Origin of the sequence: Oscillatoria salina IIICB1 (assembly GCF_020144665.1) — a bacterium.
GTDB lineage: Bacteria > Cyanobacteriota > Cyanobacteriia > Cyanobacteriales > SIO1D9 > IIICB1.
Map to the genome: position 1 here is coordinate 1 of NZ_JAAHBQ010000070.1, position 18,941 is coordinate 18,941.

Consider the following 18,941-nt stretch of genomic DNA (forward strand, 5'->3'; position numbering starts at 1 on the left):
AACGGGTAATGTTCGCTTCGCCAATGTTTTCGTAGCTTGAAGATAGCTAACCGCACTTCCTTAACCCACTACAGATGTTTAACGGTTAGCGACAGAGCCAAGAACTAGCGACGCATTCTTGGGTGTCATGACTCGCGAAAACGTAGATCTCGAATATCTGAGGCTGGTCATGTTGTGGCTTGCATCCCGCAAGGGAGAGTCGGGCAGTTTACAAGCCCCTGCCTTTAGGCATGGGGTTCATGACTCATATCGCTAATCTTCCTGCTGCACCCCCAATGCTGGCAGGTAAACCCAGTATAAGCGTATAGCGCAACCACAGAAACCAAGGATCGCTTAAACTAAGTCGTTGGAAAAACCATAGCATAAGTGCCGAAGCTAATAAGGAAATTAAATAACAAAAAACCGTTTCTCCCAAAGGTGTTTGGAAATAACCTCGCTGCTGATAGCGTTTTTCTTGATTAATAAAACCCGCAGCAAAGACAATGCAATAAGAAATTAGTAAAGATGAGGCAATAATTACTAATAGCCGAGGTGGTGAGGAAGCAGCCGCCAGTACGGAAACTTCGTCTGTTGGCGCAATATTAAAAGCTATAATCATTGCACCAATTAAAGTTGCATTTAGATCGGCTAAACTTTCGTTAATGTTAATGATAGTTTTTTGAGTAATCTTAATTGTGATGTTTATATCTTCTTGCTGAGTTGATTCTGTTGGTTCGCCACTCAACATTACTCTTGCTAAAGCTACACCAAGAGAAAAAGGTACACTTTCAAAGATAATTTTCCCGATAATTTCGTCTAAGGATGTTTGGAAAGTAATTCTGTTGAGTAATGCCAAAATAAAAGTCGCGCAGAGAATACCGATTCCTAATGCTTCAACACTTTCTGCGGCTGCGTCAGTCAGGGAATCGCGTTTATTTTTCCGAAAGCCTTCGATGCGATTTAGTAACAAAACTACAACGTAAGTAACGATGAGAATAATCAGCAACAAAGGTGGTTCGACAAAAGAACCAATCCACCAAACCTCCATTGTATAAAGTAGAGGAATACCAAATAAAAAGCCACCGGAAGCGCCGCGAAGTAAATCTTGTCGTTCCTCTCTCCAGTTGTTACCTCGTTGATATTTACGGATGCGTTTGACCATTGAGGAAAATGTAGGGAAATGATGATAATATAGCCTATAATATCAGAAGAATGTGGTTAATATTTCTTGCTTAAGAGAGAATTTGTCAACCTCAAAACAACTTTTATTCTCTCTGGGTTTTTAGGCAGAGATTTACCTAGATATTAATCGGCATCCTTTTCGTGTTAATACCATTTCTCAATGTCACAAGAAAGTTAACCAAATTTATCTAAATTAGCCCGTCTCGACGGGCTAATCTTAAGAGAATCGATCCCGATCGCCGCTCATCCCGTATACTGTTTAAGCACTAAAGTATCTAGCTGCGGGATGATATGCGACGATCGCTGTGGTAGATTGTTCGGGATACAGTTGTTCGCTTTCGTCCATATAGAGGTTGATGCGATCGCCTTCTAACAATTCCAGCAGTTTATACTGGTCTTGGATGTTGGGACAAGCGGGATAGCCGAAACTATATCTCGAACCTTGATATCTTTGCGCTAAAACATCGCGAATTGTCTCTGGTTCTTGGTCTTGATATCCTAACTCACAGCGTATTTTAGCATGAGTCCATTCGGCTAATGCTTCTGCCATTTGGACACTTAAACCGTGGAAATACAAGTAATCGGTATATTTATCCGACTCGAACAACTCTTTTGCATATTCAGTGGCTATTTTCCCGACAGTAACTGCTTGCATGGGAAAGACATCAATTATTCCTGATTCCTTGGTTGCATAATAATCAGCGATACAGTAACGTCGTCCTGATTTTTGCCGAGGAAAATCAAATTTGGCAATTGCTTCTACACCTTCAGAAATTTTATTTTGTTCCTGAATTATTTGCGGATTATAAAGATATAAAGAATTACCTGACCCTTGACAGGGAAAATACCCATAAATTACTTGCGGCTGCAACAAATTCTCGGCAATAATTCGCTGTTTCCATTCCTGCAAAATTGGTTGTACTTCAGCTTCCAGAAACTCGTCATATTCTTCCCTGGACTGTCCTTTGGGTTTGCGGAATTGCCACTGTCCCACAAATAAAGCTTGTAAGTCAAGATACCAGAAAACTTCTTCTAAAGATATCTCTTCGGGAGAGATAATTTTTGTCCCCCAAAATGGCGGTTGCGGACGTTCGATTTCTAAACTTACGGCTTCAGAACGTTGCGTGTCTATTTCGCGATCTTCTACCTGTTTAATTTCTGTCGATTTTTCTTCAATAGATGCAACTGAATGCCCATTTTCTGATTTTTTTTGTGCTGATTTGTGTCCATTTTGTGTTTCATCTACCTCATCCAAAAATCCTTGCAAATCATTCCAATTATTAACAGCCTTGGCTGGCATTAATTTATCCATAAAATGCAAGTCAGTAAAGGCATCTTTGCCGTAAATTACGCGACCTTGATAAGTATTTTGACAATCCTCATTGACAAATTTCGGCGTTAATGCTGCACCACCTAAAATTACCGGAACGCTAATTCCACGCTGATTAAATGTGTCTAAATTTTCCTTCATAAACGCCGTCGATTTCACCAGCAAACCACTCATTGCAATACAATCTGCTTGATGTTCTTCGTATGCTTGAATGATATTTTCAACTGGTTGCTTGATCCCCAGATTAACTACTTTGTAACCGTTATTGGTTAAGATAATATCAACCAAGTTTTTGCCAATGTCGTGAACGTCGCCTTTAACTGTAGCAATTACTACCGTACCTTTAGCATTACCACTACTTTCATCCTTATCCATGAAAGGTTCCAAAAAGGCAACGGCTGCTTTCATAGTTTCGGCTGATTGTAAGACAAAAGGCAACTGCATTTGTCCGGAACCAAATAACTCCCCAACTACCTTCATTCCATCTAATAAAAAGGTATTAATTATCTCTAAAGGAGGATGTGTTTCCAATGCCTTTTGCAGTTGTTCTTCTAAGCCAATTCGCTCACCATCAATGATATGTTGTTTCAGCCGTTCTTCTACAGGGAGATTTTCCGCGATCGCGCCAGTTCTTTTCGTGGTCTTACCCTGAAACAGTGTGGTAAGCTCGGTTAAGGGATCGAAAGTACAAACATTTCCCTCGTACTCTCTTTGATCGTTAATTAATTTGCGACAAATTTCTTGATGTTCTGGGTCAATTTTTGCCAGTGGTAAAATCTTACTTGCACTCACAATTGCCGCATCTAAACCTACCTGCATTGCTTCATGCAAAAATACCGAATTTAGCACTTGACGCGCCGCCGGATTTAAGCCAAAAGAAATATTAGAAACACCTAACAAAATATGACAGTCAGGTAACTCTTCGCGAATCCTACGAATAGATTCAATTGTCGCCTTTCCATTCGCGCGATCTTCCTCAATTCCGGTTGAAATTGGCAAAGCTAAAGGGTCAAAAAATAACTCATAAGGTGGTATCCCATATTCTAACGCTGCTTGATAAGCCCGTTGCGCGATCGCAAATTTTTTATCCGCAGTTCGCGCCATTCCGTCTTCATCAATTGTCCCCACAACGACACCCGCACCGTATTTTTTCGCTAATTCTAATACTTGATAAAAACGCGGTTCGCCGTCTTCATAATTAGTAGAATTGAGGATACATTTACCACCCGCAACCTTTAAACCCGCCTCCATTTTTTCCCACTCAGTTGAGTCGAGCATGAGCGGTAAAGTAACATTATTTACTAAGCGAGAAACTAACTCGTGCATATCACGCACGCCGTCTCTACCAACATAATCTACGTTAACATCAAGAACGTGCGCCCCTTCTTTCACTTGAGCTTTTGCGAGGGAAACTAAACCATCCCAATCTTCATTATTTAACAAAGTGCGACACTTTTTCGAGCCACTCGCATTCAATCTTTCACCAATAATTAAAAACGAGTTATCTTGATTGTAAGGTTGGGCGCTATAAATCGAAGCAGCCGCAGGTTCATAAACCGGATGGCGCAATTTTGGTTTGAGAGTTTTGCCAATTTCTGCTAATTGTTGAATATGGTCGGGGCGAGTACCGCAACAACCACCAATAATTTGTACGCCTAAATCTTCAATAAAGTGCATCAACGCCATTTTTAATTCAATTGGCGTTAATTTATAATGCGCTTGTCCGCCAACATTTTCTGGTAAACCTGCATTAGGAATACAAGAAATAATAAACGGCGAATTTTCCGCTAAATATTTAATATGTTCTTTCATTTGTTCCGGTCCCGTAGCGCAATTAAGACCGAGAATATCGATTGAATAAGGTTCGAGAATAGTTAAAGCGGCACTAATATCCGAACCTACCAACATTGTCCCCATAGTTTCCATCGTAATCGAAACCATTAAGGGACGACGTTCTTGTTTTTCAGCAAAGACTGCTTCTATAGCATTTAAAGCCGCTTTAATTTGCAAAACATCCTGACAAGTTTCGACAATAAATAAATCTACGCCACCATCAAATAAACCTGTGGCTTGTTCGACATAAGCATTTTTGAGAATATCAAAATCAATATGTCCCAAAGTTGGTAACTTTGTCCCCGGACCCATCGAACCAGCGACAAAGCGAGGCTTTTCGGGGGTAGAATATTCTTCAGCGACTTGTTTTGCCAATTCAGCAGCAGATTTGTTAAGATAGTAAGCGCGATCGCCTAAATCATATTCCGCCAAAACTACTGAAGTTCCACCAAAAGTATCAGTTTCAATGACATCCGCACCCGCTTCGAGAAATTGGCGATGTACTTGCGCCACTGCTTCTGGTTTAGTATGAACTAAATACTCATTACAACCTTCATATTCCGCCCCACCGAAATCTGACGCCGTGAGGTTTTGAGTTTGTAAAGAAGTTCCCATTGCCCCATCGAAGACAATAACCGGGCGCTCTGGGCTTTGGAGACGATTAAGAAAGAGACTGTTCATAGCTAAGTCAAGTTAGTCTAAGAAGAGATTACAATATAGTTTCTCAATTGTACTTTAGGGGCTTATCGTTGTCCTAGGGTAGTTTAAAGTTTAAGTGTCCTGTAGGAGGAATGCAATGTCAGCTAAATTTGAAGATGACGCGATTCGGCAAAGTACACTGAGACAAGCGGATTTCGCACGTTTTCCCCTTGACAAAGCCAAAAATAACCTCGATCTTATTGTCAAACGTATTATCAAGGAAAATGAAGAAATAATTATTACTCAAGATGGTAAAGATTTGGTAGCAGTAATTTCCTTAGAAGCATTCAAATTTCTCTTGGAAAAAGTTAGGGAAATGGAGGAAAAAATTGACGTAGAAGAAGCCGAAAATATTTTAGCTTCAACCAAGTTAGAAGAATACATTCCTTATCAGCAGTTAAGAGAAGAATTAGGGCTCGGGTAATGTCTGAAGATAGCAATTACCAAATTGTTTTTTCTCCCCAAGCTCGCAAAGCTTTCCAGAAATTACCGAAAAAAGTTCAGCAGCGCCTCGATGCTAAAATTATTCTGTTAGCAGAAAATCCCCGTCCTCCAGGAGTTGTAGCCCTGCAAGGTTATTTAGGGCTTTTGCGACTCAGAGTAGGAAACTATCGAGTAATTTACCAGGTTGAAGACGATCGTCTTTTAGTTATTGTCATTAAAGTAGCACATCGTCGGGATGTTTATCGCCGAAAAAACTAAGATTAAATCGCTGATAATTAACGATGATTGGATAATTTATCAAAAAAAAACTCAACCCTAATTTCACTGCTGACTATTCCCGACTAAAAACTCATTACGGTGATTTTCGTTTAAATGAGTATGCTGCCAATCTACGGCATTCCACTCAATTCCTTTCAAGTTAGCTGACTCTAAATTTGCTCCTTTTAAATTGACTTGAAACAAAACTGCACCGCGCAAATTTACCTCTGTCAGATTGGCACTTTCTAAATTGACTCTCATCAACTCTGTCTTTCTTAAATTAGCATTGTTCAAGTTCGCATTAGTTAAATCAGCTTTGGTTAAATCTGTTTCTCGTAAATCGGCAAAACTAAGATTACAATTATGTAAAATTGCATTAGTTAAATCGGCTCCTCGCAAATCAGCTTCTTGCAAATTACTTTGAGTGAGGTTCGCTCTCGTCAAATCTGCTCTTCGCAAATCAGCAAAACTCAAGTTACAACCTTGCAAGAAAGCGCCACTAAGATCCGCCCCACGCAAATCTGTTGTCTCTAAATTAGCTTCCCTGAGATCGACTTTTCGCAAAACTGCTTTGCTTAAATCTACCGCTTGCAAATTAATTCCTTTTAAATCCGAACCACTAAAATTAACACCCGTTAGATTTGCCCAACTGAGGTCGAGTTTGCTCAAATTTACTTCTAACAATGTGATATTCGGAGCAAGTAAATAAGCTCCAGCTACACTGGGATCGATACCTGGAGAAAAGCGAGTTTGATGGCTGTAAACAGCTTTTTGGAGAATTACTCCGTTAAGCATTGCTTCCCGCAAATCTGCTCCGCTCAAATTTGCTCCGGCTAAGTTAGCTCGGTCTAAATCTGCTCCTACTAAGCTAGCATTAAGCAAGTTAATCTTTCTTAAATCTGCACCTTTTAAATCTGCCCCACTCAAATCCACTCCAGCAAAATTGAGTCCCATTAACGAGACACCAGGAGCGAGTAAAAAAGCTCCTAAGTGTTTGGGATCGATTCCTTCAGGGAAAATGGTTCTGTTGCTGTAAACAGCACCCTTGAGAATTGCTTCACCCAACTGGGAACCCCGAAGATCTGCTCCACTCAAATTTGCTCCAGCTAAGTTGGCTCGATCCAAATTTGCTCCGACTAAATTGACTCTAATTAAGCCAGTTTGTCTGAGGTTGGCTCCTTGCAACTCAGTTCCGACCAAATTTGCTTCTCTCAAGTTAGCACCAGTGAGGTTAGCCGCCGTGAGATTAGCTAAATTTAGCAATGCTTTAGTCAATATAGCTTTGCTGAGATTTGCCTCGCTCAAATCTGCCTCAATCAAATCCGCATAGCTGAGAATAGCTTCGCTAAAGTTAGCTTTTCTCAAGTCGGTTCCCCTGATATTGGCTCCCTTTAAATCAGCCCCAGCTAAGTTTGCTCCTCTAAGTTCTTGCTCTCTAAGATCGAGGCGGTTGAAAAACTCACCAAAGTTCATCTTGATTCGATAATCCCCTGGGTGACACGGCACGACTTTAAGCTATGCGATACTGGGAACGCGCAACAATTAAGTTTCTTGGTGTTACCTCAGTGGGCGAAAACCGGAGGGACATTGAGGTTGTCCTGCGACTAGCTCAAGTGGTGGTGGTGCGGTTTGTGAAGGTTCTTCACTTTCGCAAACTACCGTAATTGTTGTCGTTGCTTGATTTTCTTGACCCGGAGCGATGAATACTCCACCCGTATAGATTCTCAAGCCTGATTGTTTTGGTATCGCTGTCTGCTGCACCCCGGTTTCGCCTAGTCGATCGATGTTATAGGCGTAAGTTTCTGTTTCTGAACTGAGACCAAGTCCCAGTTCTTCTATGTTAGAGCTAAAACTATTATTTGCTGCATAATAAGCTTGTTGGGCTTGGATGAGGGTGGCAATGTATTGGATTGGTTCAGACTGAGCAGCTTGTTCTGCTCCTTGTGGTGGTTGTAAGGCTTGGGCTGTGTCTCGTTTTTGGGCAATTAAGGTGATATCTTCGGCAAATTGTGCTTGTAGGGGGGCGGGTAGAGAAGTTGTATCTACCTCGGTTGTTTTCATGTTTATGGTTAATTGTTCGTCATCTTCAGCTATGTCGGCGGTGACGGGAATTTTTACGCCTCTTTCTTCGATTCCGAATAGCCAAATATTGCCTTCGAGGTTATCGTTGCTACCTGTGGTGTCTAGTTCGATAACTCCTCCGGGAGGAAGGACAAGTCCAATTAGTCTTCCATCGCTGCTTTCTAATTGAATGCCGCCTCCTCTAGGTGTGTCGGTTTCGGTGCCGCGACGAACGGAGGTTAATTGCCAAATGCCGACGAAATCTTGCAGTGCTTCTTCGTTGTTTCCTTGGAGGTTATCGCAACTAGCAATTGTTAAAACTATAGCTGCTGTTGCCCCCATTTTGGCGATCGCGTTTTTGAAGTTACCCATTATCTATTTGATCGAGTGATTACACCTAAGATAACTTCTTTACGGCGATTTCGCGTTCTGTTGTTGGCGAGGGTTGAAGATTTATGGGTTAGAGACGTTAATTTTAACGTCTCTAACCAAAATTTAGCGTAGTCCGTTACCTCTACCTGGTCCTCGTTGCTGTCGCATTTGTTGGAGTTGTTGACGTTGTTCGTCGGTGAGGACGTTTGCGCTTTCTTCTCGTGCAGATTGCATAATTTCTCGCATCCGCTCGCGCTGTTCGGCGGTAAGATTAAGGGAGCCAAAGGCACGTCGAGGATTTTGACCAGAGGATCTCGCATTTTCGATCCTGTCTCGTTGTTCTTGAGTCAGCACGTTTTCCATTTGAGCTTTTTTTTCTTGATGAATGCGCCGCAACTCAGCTTGTTGACTTTCGCTCAGATTTAGTTGGAATAAACCCCGTTCCATTCTTGGTCGTCCTTGTCGTCCTTGGGGGTTTGGAGTTTGTGCGTTAACATTTAGGGGCGCTACACTCATGGCGATCGCTGCAATTACGATCGGAATTAGTTTCAGTTTCATTTTGATTACCTTGATTTGCTCTGTCTCGATCGTAGAAATTTCTCCTTACTCGCAGCCATTATCGAAAGTCACGATTTTGACTATGACTTTAGTCATAATTTCCTTTGGAGTCAATAATTTGTGCTCAATAAAAACTAAATTCCTGACTGCGAACTGGAAATCCTGAACTGGACGAGCTTTTTATTTTCGTAAATACTATGATTCGCTTGCGTAACCATCCTTTTCCTTTCCTCCTTTATTTAGAGTGGGCTTTGCTTTTTGTTGCTCTCTTAACTGAACTTTTACCTTCACCAAGAAGGGCTTTTCTCGAACTTTCCCCTGTCTCTATTTTGAGTATCGCTGCTTTTCTAATTCTTGGTTTGAGATTGCCGACTAAACCAGTTGCTAAAGTTTTCTATACTGCTTTGGAATTTGGCTTAATTATTATTGCGACCAGTTTAGATTATCGGAGTATCCGTCTTTTACCTTTTCTCTACTTGGTTTTAGTTATCCGTAGTAGTCTCCTTTTTCCCCTTTCCGGTCGTTTGTTAGTTGCCACAGTTGCTTTTACTTCTTTTTTCTTCCGGCTATTTTATTTGGTCAATAATGTCTTTCCTAAGCAATTTTTTTTGGTTCAGTTGTTGATTGATGGAGGTTGCCCCTTGGCCCAAGAATTGGTTGAAGAACGTTTTAATTCTTCTTTGATAAATTTAACTTTTTTATTTGCTTTAGTCTTGATTTTTGTTTTACTTCTGGTTAATGCTTTACTTAAAGAAAGGCAGAGTCAGGAAAAATTAACAGTTGCACTCGCGCAATTACGAGATTATGCTTTGCGAATTGAAGATTTAGCAACATTAGAAGAACGAAATCGCATTGCTCGCGAAATTCACGATTCTTTAGGACATTTTCTTACCGGACTAAATATTCAATTAGAAACGGCTCTTAAATTACAAAAAACTAAACCAGAACAGGCGCAGATATTTTTGCAGGAGGCAAAAAATATGGGGTCAAATGCTTTACAAGCAGTGCGCCAATCGGTTGCTACGCTTAGATCCGATCCTTGGTTGGAGTTATCTTTAGCCGACGCGATCGCGTCCCTTACCGACCACTTTACTCGGACTACAAATATTATACCTGATTGTGAAATTTTTGTCTCTCAATCTTTACCTATTGACGTAAAAACGGCTATTTATCGGATTATTCAAGAAGGATTAACAAATATTTGTAAATATGCTCAAGCAACAAGTGTAAAAATAAAATTACAAGCTACGCAATCAAGTTTATCTCTTACTCTAGAAGATAATGGTCGAGGATTTCGCCCTGAAGAAAATTTAACTGGTTTTGGACTGCAAGGAATGCGCGAACGTGCGATGGCTTTTGGTGGTAATCTATACATAGAAAGTCAACCTGGTGCTGGCTGTAAAATTACTGTTAAGATTCCCTTGACTAAAATGCCCAAATGAGCTAAAAAGTTACTAACAAAAATTTACTTGCTATAAATCTTGATTTAATTGAGCGGAATTAAGATGATTCGGATTTTATTGGTAGATGACCAAAGTATTATTCGCCAAGGTTTAAAAGCCTTATTAGAATTAGAAACAGACTTAGAAATTGTCGCAGATGCGGAAAACGGACAACAAGCAATTGAACAATTAAAGAACTTATCTGGAACAAATTCACAACCAAATCTAGTTCTAATGGATGTGCGAATGCCGATTATGGATGGAGTCGCGGCAACTAAGCTAATTAAAGAGCAATTTCCGGAAATAAAAGTGTTGGTTTTGACTACGTTTGATGATGACGAATATGTTTCTCAAGCTTTACAATTTGGGGCGGTAGGTTACTTGCTAAAAGATACACCTTCGGAAGAGTTAGCAGCAGCAATTCGTTTGGTAGATAAAGGTTATTCTCAATTTAGTCCGGGAATTTTACCAAAAATAATTGCCAGAGTTTCTGAAGACAAAAATCAACCAAATCCGCCCTTAGAATTGGCAGAATTAACACCTAGAGAAAAAGAAGTATTATCTTTGATTGCCACAGGTGCCAATAATAAAGAAATCGCTCAGAAATTGTATATTTCTGAAGGGACAGTGAAGAATCATGTTACTAATATTTTAAGTCGTTTAAATTTACGCGATCGCACGCAAGCTGCTTTGTTTGCTAATTCGTTTTTGGCTTGGTTAGAAAAGACTTAAAATGCTACATTTCTCGAGGATCTATGGTTGAATTATCAAAGCGAGACCGTGAATAAAATACTACCTTGATTACTTAAATATTGTCAATATATTTGGCAATTTTACTCAAAATTATTTACCGAAAAAACTATCTCAGAATTAATTGAACTTAATGGACAAACTTTCTAGTTTAACGCTGCTTTTAACCATCTTAACCCAGTTAATTTTTTCTCCGCAAATACAGCCAGCAACTGCACAAACTTGGCTACCAGTGCGCGGCGGCAAAAATTATGGTATTAGTGGGATAGCTTTACTACAACAGCAAGAAAATACCTCAACTTTTCTCGTGGTTCATGATAATAAAAAATCGGGCGAACCACGTTTAGCATACATCATAACTGATGGTAAAAGTCAACCCCTATATTTTCCTCTAAACTGGCAAAATAATCTTGAGTTACCACAAGATTTAGAAGCAATAACAGCCCTACCAAATACAGATACATTTCTCGCAGCTACTAGCTTTGGAAAAATTTATCATTTGCGCGTAGATTTGACTAATAACCAAGTATCTGTCTTGGAAGTATTTGACTTACCATCCTTACCTGAAAGAGTTAATATCGAAGGCTTTGTTGTCCAAGAAATTAACGATAAATTATTAGCAATTTGGGGACATCGAGGAGAAAATAGTTCTCCGGGTGTCCTTTATTGGGGATTACTAAATTTAGCCGATTATACAATAAATTTCCAAGATTCTGCACCTATAAATGCGCCTTTTTCCTTAGAGAATGTGCGCCATATTTCCGATTTAAAATTAGATTCAGCAGGGATTCTTTATTTAACTGCTGCAACTGATAACGGTGACGATGGAACTTTTGATTCTCTGGCTTACATTGGCGGAGTTTTCGATATTCAAGCTGAAGAAATTACTTGGCGAGAGAATAAATTACTTTTCCCAATTTCGCGTTTTCCTTATCATAAAATCGAAGCTTTGGAAATAGTTCCTGGGGAATTGGGAGGGATAATTTTTGCTACAGATGATGAAAATATGGGTTCTTCGATTTATAGTGATTGGTGATTGGGTATTGGTGACTGGGGATTAGCAGTTATCAGTTATCAGTGAACAGTTATCAGTTACCAGGAAACAGTTATCAGTTATCAGTGAACAGTTTATCCTCCACCTCTCTCCAGTTTCCCCAGTCCCCAGTCCCCAGTTACCCAGTCCCCAGTCCCCAATTTCCAGGATTAAATCACTGAGTCACCAAAAGCAAAGTTACTTTCGCTAATTGCACTGGCTTCAATACCTAGTAAAACAGCTAAATTATTGTCACCTTGAGCAATTATAGCGCCAGTTTGGTCGGGAGAGTCAGTGATGGTTAACTCGTCAAAAGAATTAATCAAATTAGAATTAACTCGCAAAAGATCGATTCCCACCTCAAAATCACTAATAATATTAGCATCTGCGGGAATTTCTCCAGACGCAATCCAAAATTGGTCTGCACCAGCACCACCAGTCATAATACTATTAGCACCTTGAGCGAAAAGAATGTCATCTCCCGCACCCGCGATCGCGTTATCATTATTTCCTAGGAAGAAGGTATCATTTCCCACACCTCCATAAAGGCGATTATTACCGTTTCCGACACTAGCATCTAGGGTATCATCACCTTCACCACCAAAAGCGCGATCGCCGCTACCAACCACAATTTCGTCATCACCTTCACCTCCGTACAAGCGATTACCACCATCACCTATACTAGAGTCAAGTTCATCAGCACCGTCACCACCAAAAAAGCGACCATTTGCACTTGCTATACCATTATCGTCACCGCTTCCTAAATAAACCCGGTTGTTAGTGTTATTCGTACCCAACTCAACCGAGTCATTCCCTTCCCCTGTGAAAACTAACTCATCTTCCGCAATTAAACCAGGGATTAAACCATCATTTTCTGTCGAACCGAAGAATAAGTCAATTTCATCGGGTTCAACTTCATTAACATCTGTTACCGTAACATTGATGTCTTGAGTAACAACTTCAGTGCCGTCCGATACAGAAACCTCAACCTCGAAAACATTATCATTGTTAGCATCGGCGGGATTTTCAAAATCCGGAGCATTTACAAAGCTCAGATTTCCTGTACTTGCATTGATAGCAAATAAATTTCGGTCATCGCCACCACTGAGACTATAAGTTAAATTATCCCCATCTGCATCAGTAGCAGTTACTGTCGCTACAGTCGTCGTATTTTCTGCTACCGAGAAAGTTGCATTACTGGTAAAAGTTGGTGCGTTGTTGGGAGTTTGCTCGTCAACGTCTGTTACAGTAATATTCAGGTTTTGAGTAACAACTTCAGTGCCGTCCGATACAGAAACCTCAACCTCGAAAACATTATCATTGTTAGCATCGGCGGGATTTTCAAAATCCGGAGCATTGACAAAGCTCAGATTTCCAGTAGTGGGATTAATCGTCAACAAGTTTTGGTCATCGCCACCACTGAGACTATAGGTTAAATTATCACCATCTACATCAGTAGCGGTTACTGTCGCTACAGTCGTCGTATTTTCCGCTACCGAGAAAGTCGCATTACTGGTAAAAGTTGGTGCGTTGTTGACATCATCTACAGTAACAGTAAAAGTATCTTCCTGCGTCTCTCCAAGCAAATTGATAGCTCTAACGACAATTTCCGCAGTACCATTTTGGTTAGGCTGGTAATCGAGAACTAATTCACCGTCAACAATATTTGTAGTGACTAAACTCGGATTAGAATTGCTGACAACGCTAAATTCCAATTCGTCAACGACAGAGACAGTAATGCTGCGATAGCGAACTAAATTATTATCACCTTGAACGTCAGGATTGTTAGGATCGATATCGAGGGGTAAATCAGTTAAAGCACCTTGGTTGAAAAAACCTGATGCGTTGAAAATAGGTAAATCAGCAATAGCATCGATTGTCTCTAAATCATCGTCACCAAGTACCTGACCGAAAACTGTAAAGCCACCATTTTGATTATCGAGGTTAGCAGCGTTATTGGCAAGGTTAAAAAACCATTGACTCGTAGCGCTATCAGGGTTGCCTCCTACTTTAGCAAAGGCGATCGTTCCTCGCAAGTTCGAGCGTTCCGAGTCAAATTCGTTGACAACGGGAGGATTAGTTGGTATTGGTTCAATAGCATCTGCACCGCTATTGGGATTTTGGTTTAAGACTGCTTCTAAACCATCGACGGTGAAACCTCCACCTTGAATAATAAAGCCAGGAACTGAGCGATGGATAATTGAGTTGACATAATCACCATCTTCAACATACTCGCGGAAATTAGCCACGCTGAGGGGTGCACCTTCTCCTTCCTGGTCGAATAATAGCACCTCGGTGATGCCACCATTACCCAAAGTGGTATCATACAACTCAAAACGAGCTACCAACCCAGTCGTAAAGGGGTCGTCAAAATTCTCAAACAAATTGATTTCGGTATTTGCGGCGTTTTCCGCTACAGTTAAGTCGTCTAGGGAATCGATAATTATAACTGACAATTGTTTCGTCTCCTCAACATGAATAGCCGATTTTGCTCCTCAAGATATATGTTACCCCCGCAAAACGGGGATTGGGTAACTGGGGACTGGGTGAGGTGGGGACTGGGTGAGGTGGGGACTGGTGAGTGGGAAATTTGGGAGATAAGGGAGATAACTGGTAACTGCTGCTACGTGCTAACTGGGAAATTGTGTAGTATTGTAAAGTAAGTCTCTAGATAGATCTTCGTTGTTGGTCAAATCTACTTTTAGCTAGTTACCAGATGACTTTCTTCAATAGTGCAGAACCAATTTTCCGTCGTAAACAAAAAGAATTAGATTTTCAAGACTTGCAAGGGTTACTGCGTTTGCAGTTACGTCTGAAGAATACTACTTTCCTTTCTCTGTCTTATACCAGAATTGACCAAGTTTTTGTGCTTTGGGGACTAGTTTCGGCGACAATCTTTATTACGGCTCAATTTGCACCGATTAGCTGGATTACCCAAGCGATTTGGTGGACGATACTAACTATAATTGGTACGGGAATGACGATCGCCTTAACTGATTTTTGGGTGAAAGTCGAACGTTTACGTTGGGTACTCTATACTTGGGTAGTCTTAATGCTAGTTGGTGTAGGGATTACCGATTTAGGCATTTTTCTGGGTTGGGGACTGGTACTCATGAATTTGTGCAATCTTTGGTTAGGGTTGTGCGCTGTTGGGTACTTTTGTACTGGATTCGGGATGCGATCGCGTGCTTTTCTACTTTCGGGTAGTTTACAACTTCTCGGTATTGCGATCCTACCTTACTTCCTAGGCTGGCAGTTTGTCGCTACTGGCATAATTATGGCAGCTAACTTACTCATTTTTGCCGAAACTCAATGGGATATGCGTCCTCCCATCCAAGATTACGACTTATTAACCCCAGAGCAAAAACAGTTCAACCAAAACCAATACCAACTCAGACAGTATTGTAATCACCAATTATAAATTTAGCACGCTGAGTGGCGATCGCCAGCTTCAAGGGAACTTTTCAACAAATTAAGATTGAGCATCATTTACTCCTCCTCTTCTAGTTCCCCAAACACAGCATATTCCATTTCACGTTGATAATTTTTCAAGCCTATACCCAGTCTTTCTTCTAATTTTTCAGCTTCTTTAATAGTTAAATCACCTCGTTCCATAGCATAATGAATTTGCCCTAATAAAATTAGTTTAGATTCTAAGGGCATTTGATTGTTAATCCCTTTTTGAATTGTATATTCAAAATTCTTCAAAACTCGCTCCATTTTCTATTTCTGTCCTCGTTAAAGTTAGAGTTAAATTATCATTAAAAATCAAACTTACTTTAAGTAATAACCGTTTAGTATCTAAACGAATAGCACTTTTGATACCTTCGTTAATGTCAATGAGTTCACATTCTTGATTTATATAATAAGCGATATTTTTAGCTTGCTTCTTACCCTTGCGCATATCCTGTTGAGTTGCACCTCGAACATTGTCAGCATTTTTTAGTTCTTTAAATTCCCACAATTCCCCGTCTATTTCAGCATCAGGAGTTTTGGTTTGAGAATTCTCACTTAATAGTTTAACCTGTTTTCCTTCTTGAGCAAAGGTTCGGGCGATAAAAATCTCTGAAGCGGTGGTTTTATGCTCAATGTGAATTAAGATAAAACCACCTGTAGTATCATCAAAATAGTAGCGTTGATATTCTGTTTCAGCGTTTTCGTAGATGTACCTACTTGCTTGAATATTAGTCATAGAGGTTAACTTAGCCCCTAGTAATTAATTTTGAAGACAGAATATACAACCCAAACAAAAAATCTAACTTATCCGCGTTTATCTGTGTCCATCTGTGGTTAAATTTTAATTCCCCGAATTGAATAATCCAATAACTCCATTGGATGCTTTAACTGCATCTTTTTCCCTTGTAAATTCAAATGTTTGACAATTTGTAAAGAACAACCAGGATTAGCTGAAGCAATCAATTTAGCCCCAGTATTCAAGAGATTTTCTACCTTTTGTTGTCCTAATTCATCAGCTACTTCTGGTTGCAACATATTGTACACCCCAGCGCTACCACAACATAAGGCTGCATCAATAGGTTCGCGTAATTTTACACCGGGAATTTCGCGCAATAATTGGCGGGGTTGTAAGCTAATTTTTTGTCCGTGTAACAAATGACAAGCGTCTTGATAAACCATTGTTAATTCACCTTCAGTTAAAGGTGAAAGTTCGGCGGTTAAACCGACTTCAGCGAGAAATTCTTGTGCATCTTTAACTTTGCTAGCAAATGCTTCAGCTTTGGCTTTATATTCAGGGTCATCTTGCAAAATATGACCGTATTCTTTTAAAGTATGACCGCAGCCAGCAGCGTTAATAATAATTGCATCAACTTCAGTTTCTGCGAAGCTATCAATCATTTTTTTAGCTAAAGTTTTTGCTTGTAATTCTTGTCCTTGATGGGCGGGTAAAGCGGCGCAACAACCTTGACTTTTAGGAATAACAACTTCACAACCGTTGGCGGTTAAAACTCTGACTGTGGCTTCGTTAACTGGGGAGAAAAATAATCTTTGCACGCAACCTAAAATTACTCCGACTCGATAGCGTTTTTTTCCTTGATTGGGAATGATATCGGGAAATTTATCGCGGAAAGAAGTAAGGGTGATTTTGGGTAAAATTGACTCCATTGCTGCTAAACGAGGCGAGATTTGGGGGAGTAATTTGGTGGCACGAACGAGTTTTTGGAAGCCGAAAAATTGATAAACCCAAAGGAGAATTAATAAGGGGCGCAAACGGTTGGGATAAGGGAAAAGATTAAAGATGACGCTTCTGACTATTTTATCCCACCAATTACGCGGGTAGTTACGTTCAATTTGGGGGCGAGTTGCTTCAATTAATTTGCCATATTGTACTCCGGAAGGACAAGTGGAAACGCAAGCAAGACAACCTAAACATGAGTCGAAATGTTGTATTGTAGTTTCGTCGAGAGACGCTTCTTTATTATTAATAGCGTCCATGAGGTAAATGCGTCCTCTGGGTGAGTCCATTTCTTTGCCAATGACTCGATAACTCGGACAAGTGGCAAGGCAAAAACCGCAGTGAACGCAGGTGTCAATTAATTCTTGTTTGGGAGGATTTTGCGGGTCAAAACCACTATTTTGCTCTTTTTCTAAGCGGTTTTGATAATCAAAAGTATTTGCTTCGGTCGCGTTGTTAAAAGTGTTGGCTGATGTTTGCATATTGAGTTGATTTGTGTTATAATAACGCCATTAAATTCCAGCGACAAAACGACCGGGACTAAAGATATTTTCAGGGTCGAATTGTTGTTTTAGTTTACGCATTAATTCGAGGGCGTTGCCAGTGTAGCCCCAAGGATCGATTTGTTGTTTGATAGTTTTCGGGGCTGCTAAGATAGTCAGGAAACCTTGATTAACTTGAATTAGCGATCGCGTCATCTCAACTTCACTAATTGGATCTTCCCCAGAGAGCTGTAATTTACCCAAACCACTACCAACATGAATGATACCCAATCCTGGTTGGCGATCGAGAACTGTGACAGCAGTGCTAGGTAATACTCCTATTTTGCAAGTAATTGCCCGATCTGAAGCAGGTTGGTAAATTAGTAATGCAGATTTTTGCCATAACTCAACCTCATCAGCATCATGGTACAATTTAACCTGTAAACCCAAATTTTTCGCGAGATCCGAGATTGCCGCTAATTGTTCTGCAACGCTAGCAGCGACACTTTGGAAACGCACCATCAAGCCCATTCCCTTACCGAGTTGCAAATGTTCTACCACCGATTTTGAAAGTAAATCTGCACCAGTAGGAGTTAAACTAGAAGTAACTAGAGTTTGACTGGCAGCTTGGATTGCGCTTTTTGCCCCTGTCAAGACTGCTGTTCCGGATTTCTCTGGTAGAGGGTAAGTGCGTAATGTCACCTGTGTAATAATTCCCAGAGTGCCAAAAGAACCAGTAAACAACTTCATCAAGTCGTAACCAGCGACATTTTTAACTACCCTACCCCCAGCTTGGGCAATTTTGCCGTCTCCACGGACAAAAGAAAGTCCCAGTAACAAATCGCGCACGCCGCCATAACGCTGACTCCAACTACCTCGGTCTGCGGTAGAAATAATACCGCCAATGGTAGCAGAATCGGGAAAGGCAGGGTCAAGAGGGAGAAATTGATTAGTTGCTTGCAACATTGCTTGTAAGTCGGCTAACTTAATTCCCGCTTCGACAGTAACTGTCAAGTCTCCAACCGCGCGTTCAATAACCTGATTTAAGGCTAAAGTGCTAACAATTAAGTTGGGATTTTTTACCAATCCACCCCAATTTAATTTAGTACCGCTACCACAGGCAATTAAACGCAGACGAGATTGTTTTGCTTGTGCGACAATTTCACTCAGTTCTTGTTGGGATTGGGGATAAACCAAGAAATCCGGACAAGTATTACCAGCCAAAGATTTGGTGATTTGCTGCTGCCAAGAAGGAGCGATATTTTGCCATTCAATCGGGTTGTCAATCGATCCCAAGCTAGTTTTCATATTTTACCTTTTTCCTAAA

At 40.5% G+C, this 18,941-nt stretch carries 16 protein-coding genes; 6 read left to right on the top strand and 10 right to left on the bottom strand.

Annotation, left to right across the window (positions count from 1 at the left end):
• Nucleotides 1-244: 244 nt before the first annotated feature.
• On the bottom strand, nucleotides 245-1,141 hold the full coding sequence (locus tag G3T18_RS19015; RefSeq protein WP_224412163.1) for a TIGR02587 family membrane protein: 897 nt from the start codon (nucleotides 1,139-1,141) through the stop codon (nucleotides 245-247).
• Nucleotides 1,142-1,420: 279 nt separating this feature from the next.
• Nucleotides 1,421-5,005 (bottom strand): methionine synthase, encoded by a 3,585-nt coding sequence (metH, locus tag G3T18_RS19020; RefSeq protein ID WP_224412164.1) that lies wholly within the window; start codon nucleotides 5,003-5,005, stop codon nucleotides 1,421-1,423.
• 115 nt (nucleotides 5,006-5,120) lie between these two features.
• On the opposite strand from metH, the gene G3T18_RS19025 reads away from it, so the two are divergent.
• The gene (locus tag G3T18_RS19025; protein WP_224412165.1) at nucleotides 5,121-5,447 is read left to right on the top strand and encodes a type II toxin-antitoxin system prevent-host-death family antitoxin; all 327 of its coding nucleotides are present in this window, start codon (nucleotides 5,121-5,123) and stop codon (nucleotides 5,445-5,447) included.
• A complete protein-coding gene (locus G3T18_RS19030; protein ID WP_224412166.1) occupies nucleotides 5,447-5,725 on the top strand; it encodes a type II toxin-antitoxin system RelE family toxin in 279 nt (92 codons plus the stop codon). Before G3T18_RS19025 ends, G3T18_RS19030 begins: the two co-directional genes overlap by 1 nt.
• 63 nt (nucleotides 5,726-5,788) lie before the next feature.
• Here the strand turns inward: G3T18_RS19030 and G3T18_RS19035 are convergent, their stop codons facing one another.
• The 3 genes from G3T18_RS19035 to G3T18_RS19045 form a co-directional block, all read right to left on the bottom strand.
• Nucleotides 5,789-7,198: a pentapeptide repeat-containing protein gene (locus G3T18_RS19035; RefSeq protein WP_224412167.1), complete on the bottom strand. Its 1,410-nt coding sequence runs from the start codon at nucleotides 7,196-7,198 to the stop codon at nucleotides 5,789-5,791.
• A gap of 84 nt (nucleotides 7,199-7,282) precedes the next feature.
• Nucleotides 7,283-8,158, bottom strand: a complete 876-nt coding sequence (locus G3T18_RS19040; protein ID WP_224412168.1) for a type IV pilin-like G/H family protein — start codon at nucleotides 8,156-8,158, stop codon at nucleotides 7,283-7,285.
• 123 nt (nucleotides 8,159-8,281) lie between these two features.
• The gene (locus G3T18_RS19045) at nucleotides 8,282-8,716 is read right to left on the bottom strand and encodes a Spy/CpxP family protein refolding chaperone (RefSeq protein ID WP_224412169.1); all 435 of its coding nucleotides are present in this window, start codon (nucleotides 8,714-8,716) and stop codon (nucleotides 8,282-8,284) included.
• A gap of 197 nt (nucleotides 8,717-8,913) precedes the next feature.
• On the opposite strand from G3T18_RS19045, the gene G3T18_RS19050 reads away from it, so the two are divergent.
• The 3 genes from G3T18_RS19050 to G3T18_RS19060 all read left to right on the top strand — a co-directional run bounded on the left by G3T18_RS19050 (nucleotide 8,914) and on the right by G3T18_RS19060 (nucleotide 11,944).
• Complete coding sequence (locus tag G3T18_RS19050; protein ID WP_224412170.1) at nucleotides 8,914-10,158, top strand: sensor histidine kinase; 1,245 nt, start codon at nucleotides 8,914-8,916, stop codon at nucleotides 10,156-10,158.
• A 63-nt stretch (nucleotides 10,159-10,221) separates the two neighbouring features.
• Nucleotides 10,222-10,890 (top strand): response regulator, encoded by a 669-nt coding sequence (locus G3T18_RS19055; RefSeq protein WP_224412171.1) that lies wholly within the window; start codon nucleotides 10,222-10,224, stop codon nucleotides 10,888-10,890.
• Nucleotides 10,891-11,041: 151 nt separating this feature from the next.
• Nucleotides 11,042-11,944: a hypothetical protein gene (locus G3T18_RS19060; RefSeq protein WP_224412172.1), complete on the top strand. Its 903-nt coding sequence runs from the start codon at nucleotides 11,042-11,044 to the stop codon at nucleotides 11,942-11,944.
• A 167-nt stretch (nucleotides 11,945-12,111) separates the two neighbouring features.
• Here the strand turns inward: G3T18_RS19060 and G3T18_RS19065 are convergent, their stop codons facing one another.
• Nucleotides 12,112-14,397 carry a peptidylprolyl isomerase gene (locus G3T18_RS19065; RefSeq protein ID WP_224412173.1) on the bottom strand — a complete coding sequence of 762 codons (2,286 nt, stop codon included), beginning with the start codon at nucleotides 14,395-14,397 and terminating at the stop codon, nucleotides 12,112-12,114.
• A 260-nt stretch (nucleotides 14,398-14,657) separates the two neighbouring features.
• Between G3T18_RS19065 and G3T18_RS19070 the strand changes: the two genes are divergently transcribed.
• Nucleotides 14,658-15,362: a hypothetical protein gene (locus G3T18_RS19070; RefSeq protein WP_224412174.1), complete on the top strand. Its 705-nt coding sequence runs from the start codon at nucleotides 14,658-14,660 to the stop codon at nucleotides 15,360-15,362.
• A gap of 68 nt (nucleotides 15,363-15,430) precedes the next feature.
• Here G3T18_RS19070 and G3T18_RS19075 read toward each other — a convergent pair whose 3' ends face one another.
• The 4 genes from G3T18_RS19075 to G3T18_RS19090 all read right to left on the bottom strand — a co-directional run bounded on the left by G3T18_RS19075 (nucleotide 15,431) and on the right by G3T18_RS19090 (nucleotide 18,922).
• Nucleotides 15,431-15,604: a hypothetical protein gene (locus G3T18_RS19075; RefSeq protein WP_224412175.1), complete on the bottom strand. Its 174-nt coding sequence runs from the start codon at nucleotides 15,602-15,604 to the stop codon at nucleotides 15,431-15,433.
• Between the two features lie 31 nt (nucleotides 15,605-15,635).
• Entirely contained in the window at nucleotides 15,636-16,133 is a 498-nt protein-coding gene (locus tag G3T18_RS19080; RefSeq protein WP_224412176.1) for a CdiA C-terminal domain-containing protein, read from the bottom strand.
• A gap of 98 nt (nucleotides 16,134-16,231) precedes the next feature.
• A complete protein-coding gene (locus tag G3T18_RS19085) occupies nucleotides 16,232-17,614 on the bottom strand; it encodes a (Fe-S)-binding protein (RefSeq protein WP_224412177.1) in 1,383 nt (460 codons plus the stop codon).
• 30 nt (nucleotides 17,615-17,644) lie between these two features.
• On the bottom strand, nucleotides 17,645-18,922 hold the full coding sequence (locus G3T18_RS19090) for an FAD-binding oxidoreductase (protein WP_224412178.1): 1,278 nt from the start codon (nucleotides 18,920-18,922) through the stop codon (nucleotides 17,645-17,647).
• Nucleotides 18,923-18,941: the final 19 nt, after the last annotated feature.

Bases quoted from the DNA above. Each gene is read 5' to 3' on its own strand.
- G3T18_RS19015 (WP_224412163.1), bottom strand. From the start codon at position 1,141: ATGGTCAAACGCATCCGTAAATATCAACGAGGTAACAACTGGAGAGAG.
- metH (WP_224412164.1), bottom strand. From the start codon at position 5,005: ATGAACAGTCTCTTTCTTAATCGTCTCCAAAGCCCAGAGCGCCCGGTT.
- G3T18_RS19025 (WP_224412165.1), top strand. From the start codon at position 5,121: ATGTCAGCTAAATTTGAAGATGACGCGATTCGGCAAAGTACACTGAGA.
- G3T18_RS19030 (WP_224412166.1), top strand. From the start codon at position 5,447: ATGTCTGAAGATAGCAATTACCAAATTGTTTTTTCTCCCCAAGCTCGC.
- G3T18_RS19035 (WP_224412167.1), bottom strand. From the start codon at position 7,198: ATGAACTTTGGTGAGTTTTTCAACCGCCTCGATCTTAGAGAGCAAGAA.
- G3T18_RS19040 (WP_224412168.1), bottom strand. From the start codon at position 8,158: ATGGGTAACTTCAAAAACGCGATCGCCAAAATGGGGGCAACAGCAGCT.
- G3T18_RS19045 (WP_224412169.1), bottom strand. From the start codon at position 8,716: ATGAAACTGAAACTAATTCCGATCGTAATTGCAGCGATCGCCATGAGT.
- G3T18_RS19050 (WP_224412170.1), top strand. From the start codon at position 8,914: ATGATTCGCTTGCGTAACCATCCTTTTCCTTTCCTCCTTTATTTAGAG.
- G3T18_RS19055 (WP_224412171.1), top strand. From the start codon at position 10,222: ATGATTCGGATTTTATTGGTAGATGACCAAAGTATTATTCGCCAAGGT.
- G3T18_RS19060 (WP_224412172.1), top strand. From the start codon at position 11,042: ATGGACAAACTTTCTAGTTTAACGCTGCTTTTAACCATCTTAACCCAG.
- G3T18_RS19070 (WP_224412174.1), top strand. From the start codon at position 14,658: ATGACTTTCTTCAATAGTGCAGAACCAATTTTCCGTCGTAAACAAAAA.
- G3T18_RS19075 (WP_224412175.1), bottom strand. From the start codon at position 15,604: ATGCCCTTAGAATCTAAACTAATTTTATTAGGGCAAATTCATTATGCT.
- G3T18_RS19080 (WP_224412176.1), bottom strand. From the start codon at position 16,133: ATGACTAATATTCAAGCAAGTAGGTACATCTACGAAAACGCTGAAACA.
- G3T18_RS19085 (WP_224412177.1), bottom strand. From the start codon at position 17,614: ATGCAAACATCAGCCAACACTTTTAACAACGCGACCGAAGCAAATACT.
- G3T18_RS19090 (WP_224412178.1), bottom strand. From the start codon at position 18,922: ATGAAAACTAGCTTGGGATCGATTGACAACCCGATTGAATGGCAAAAT.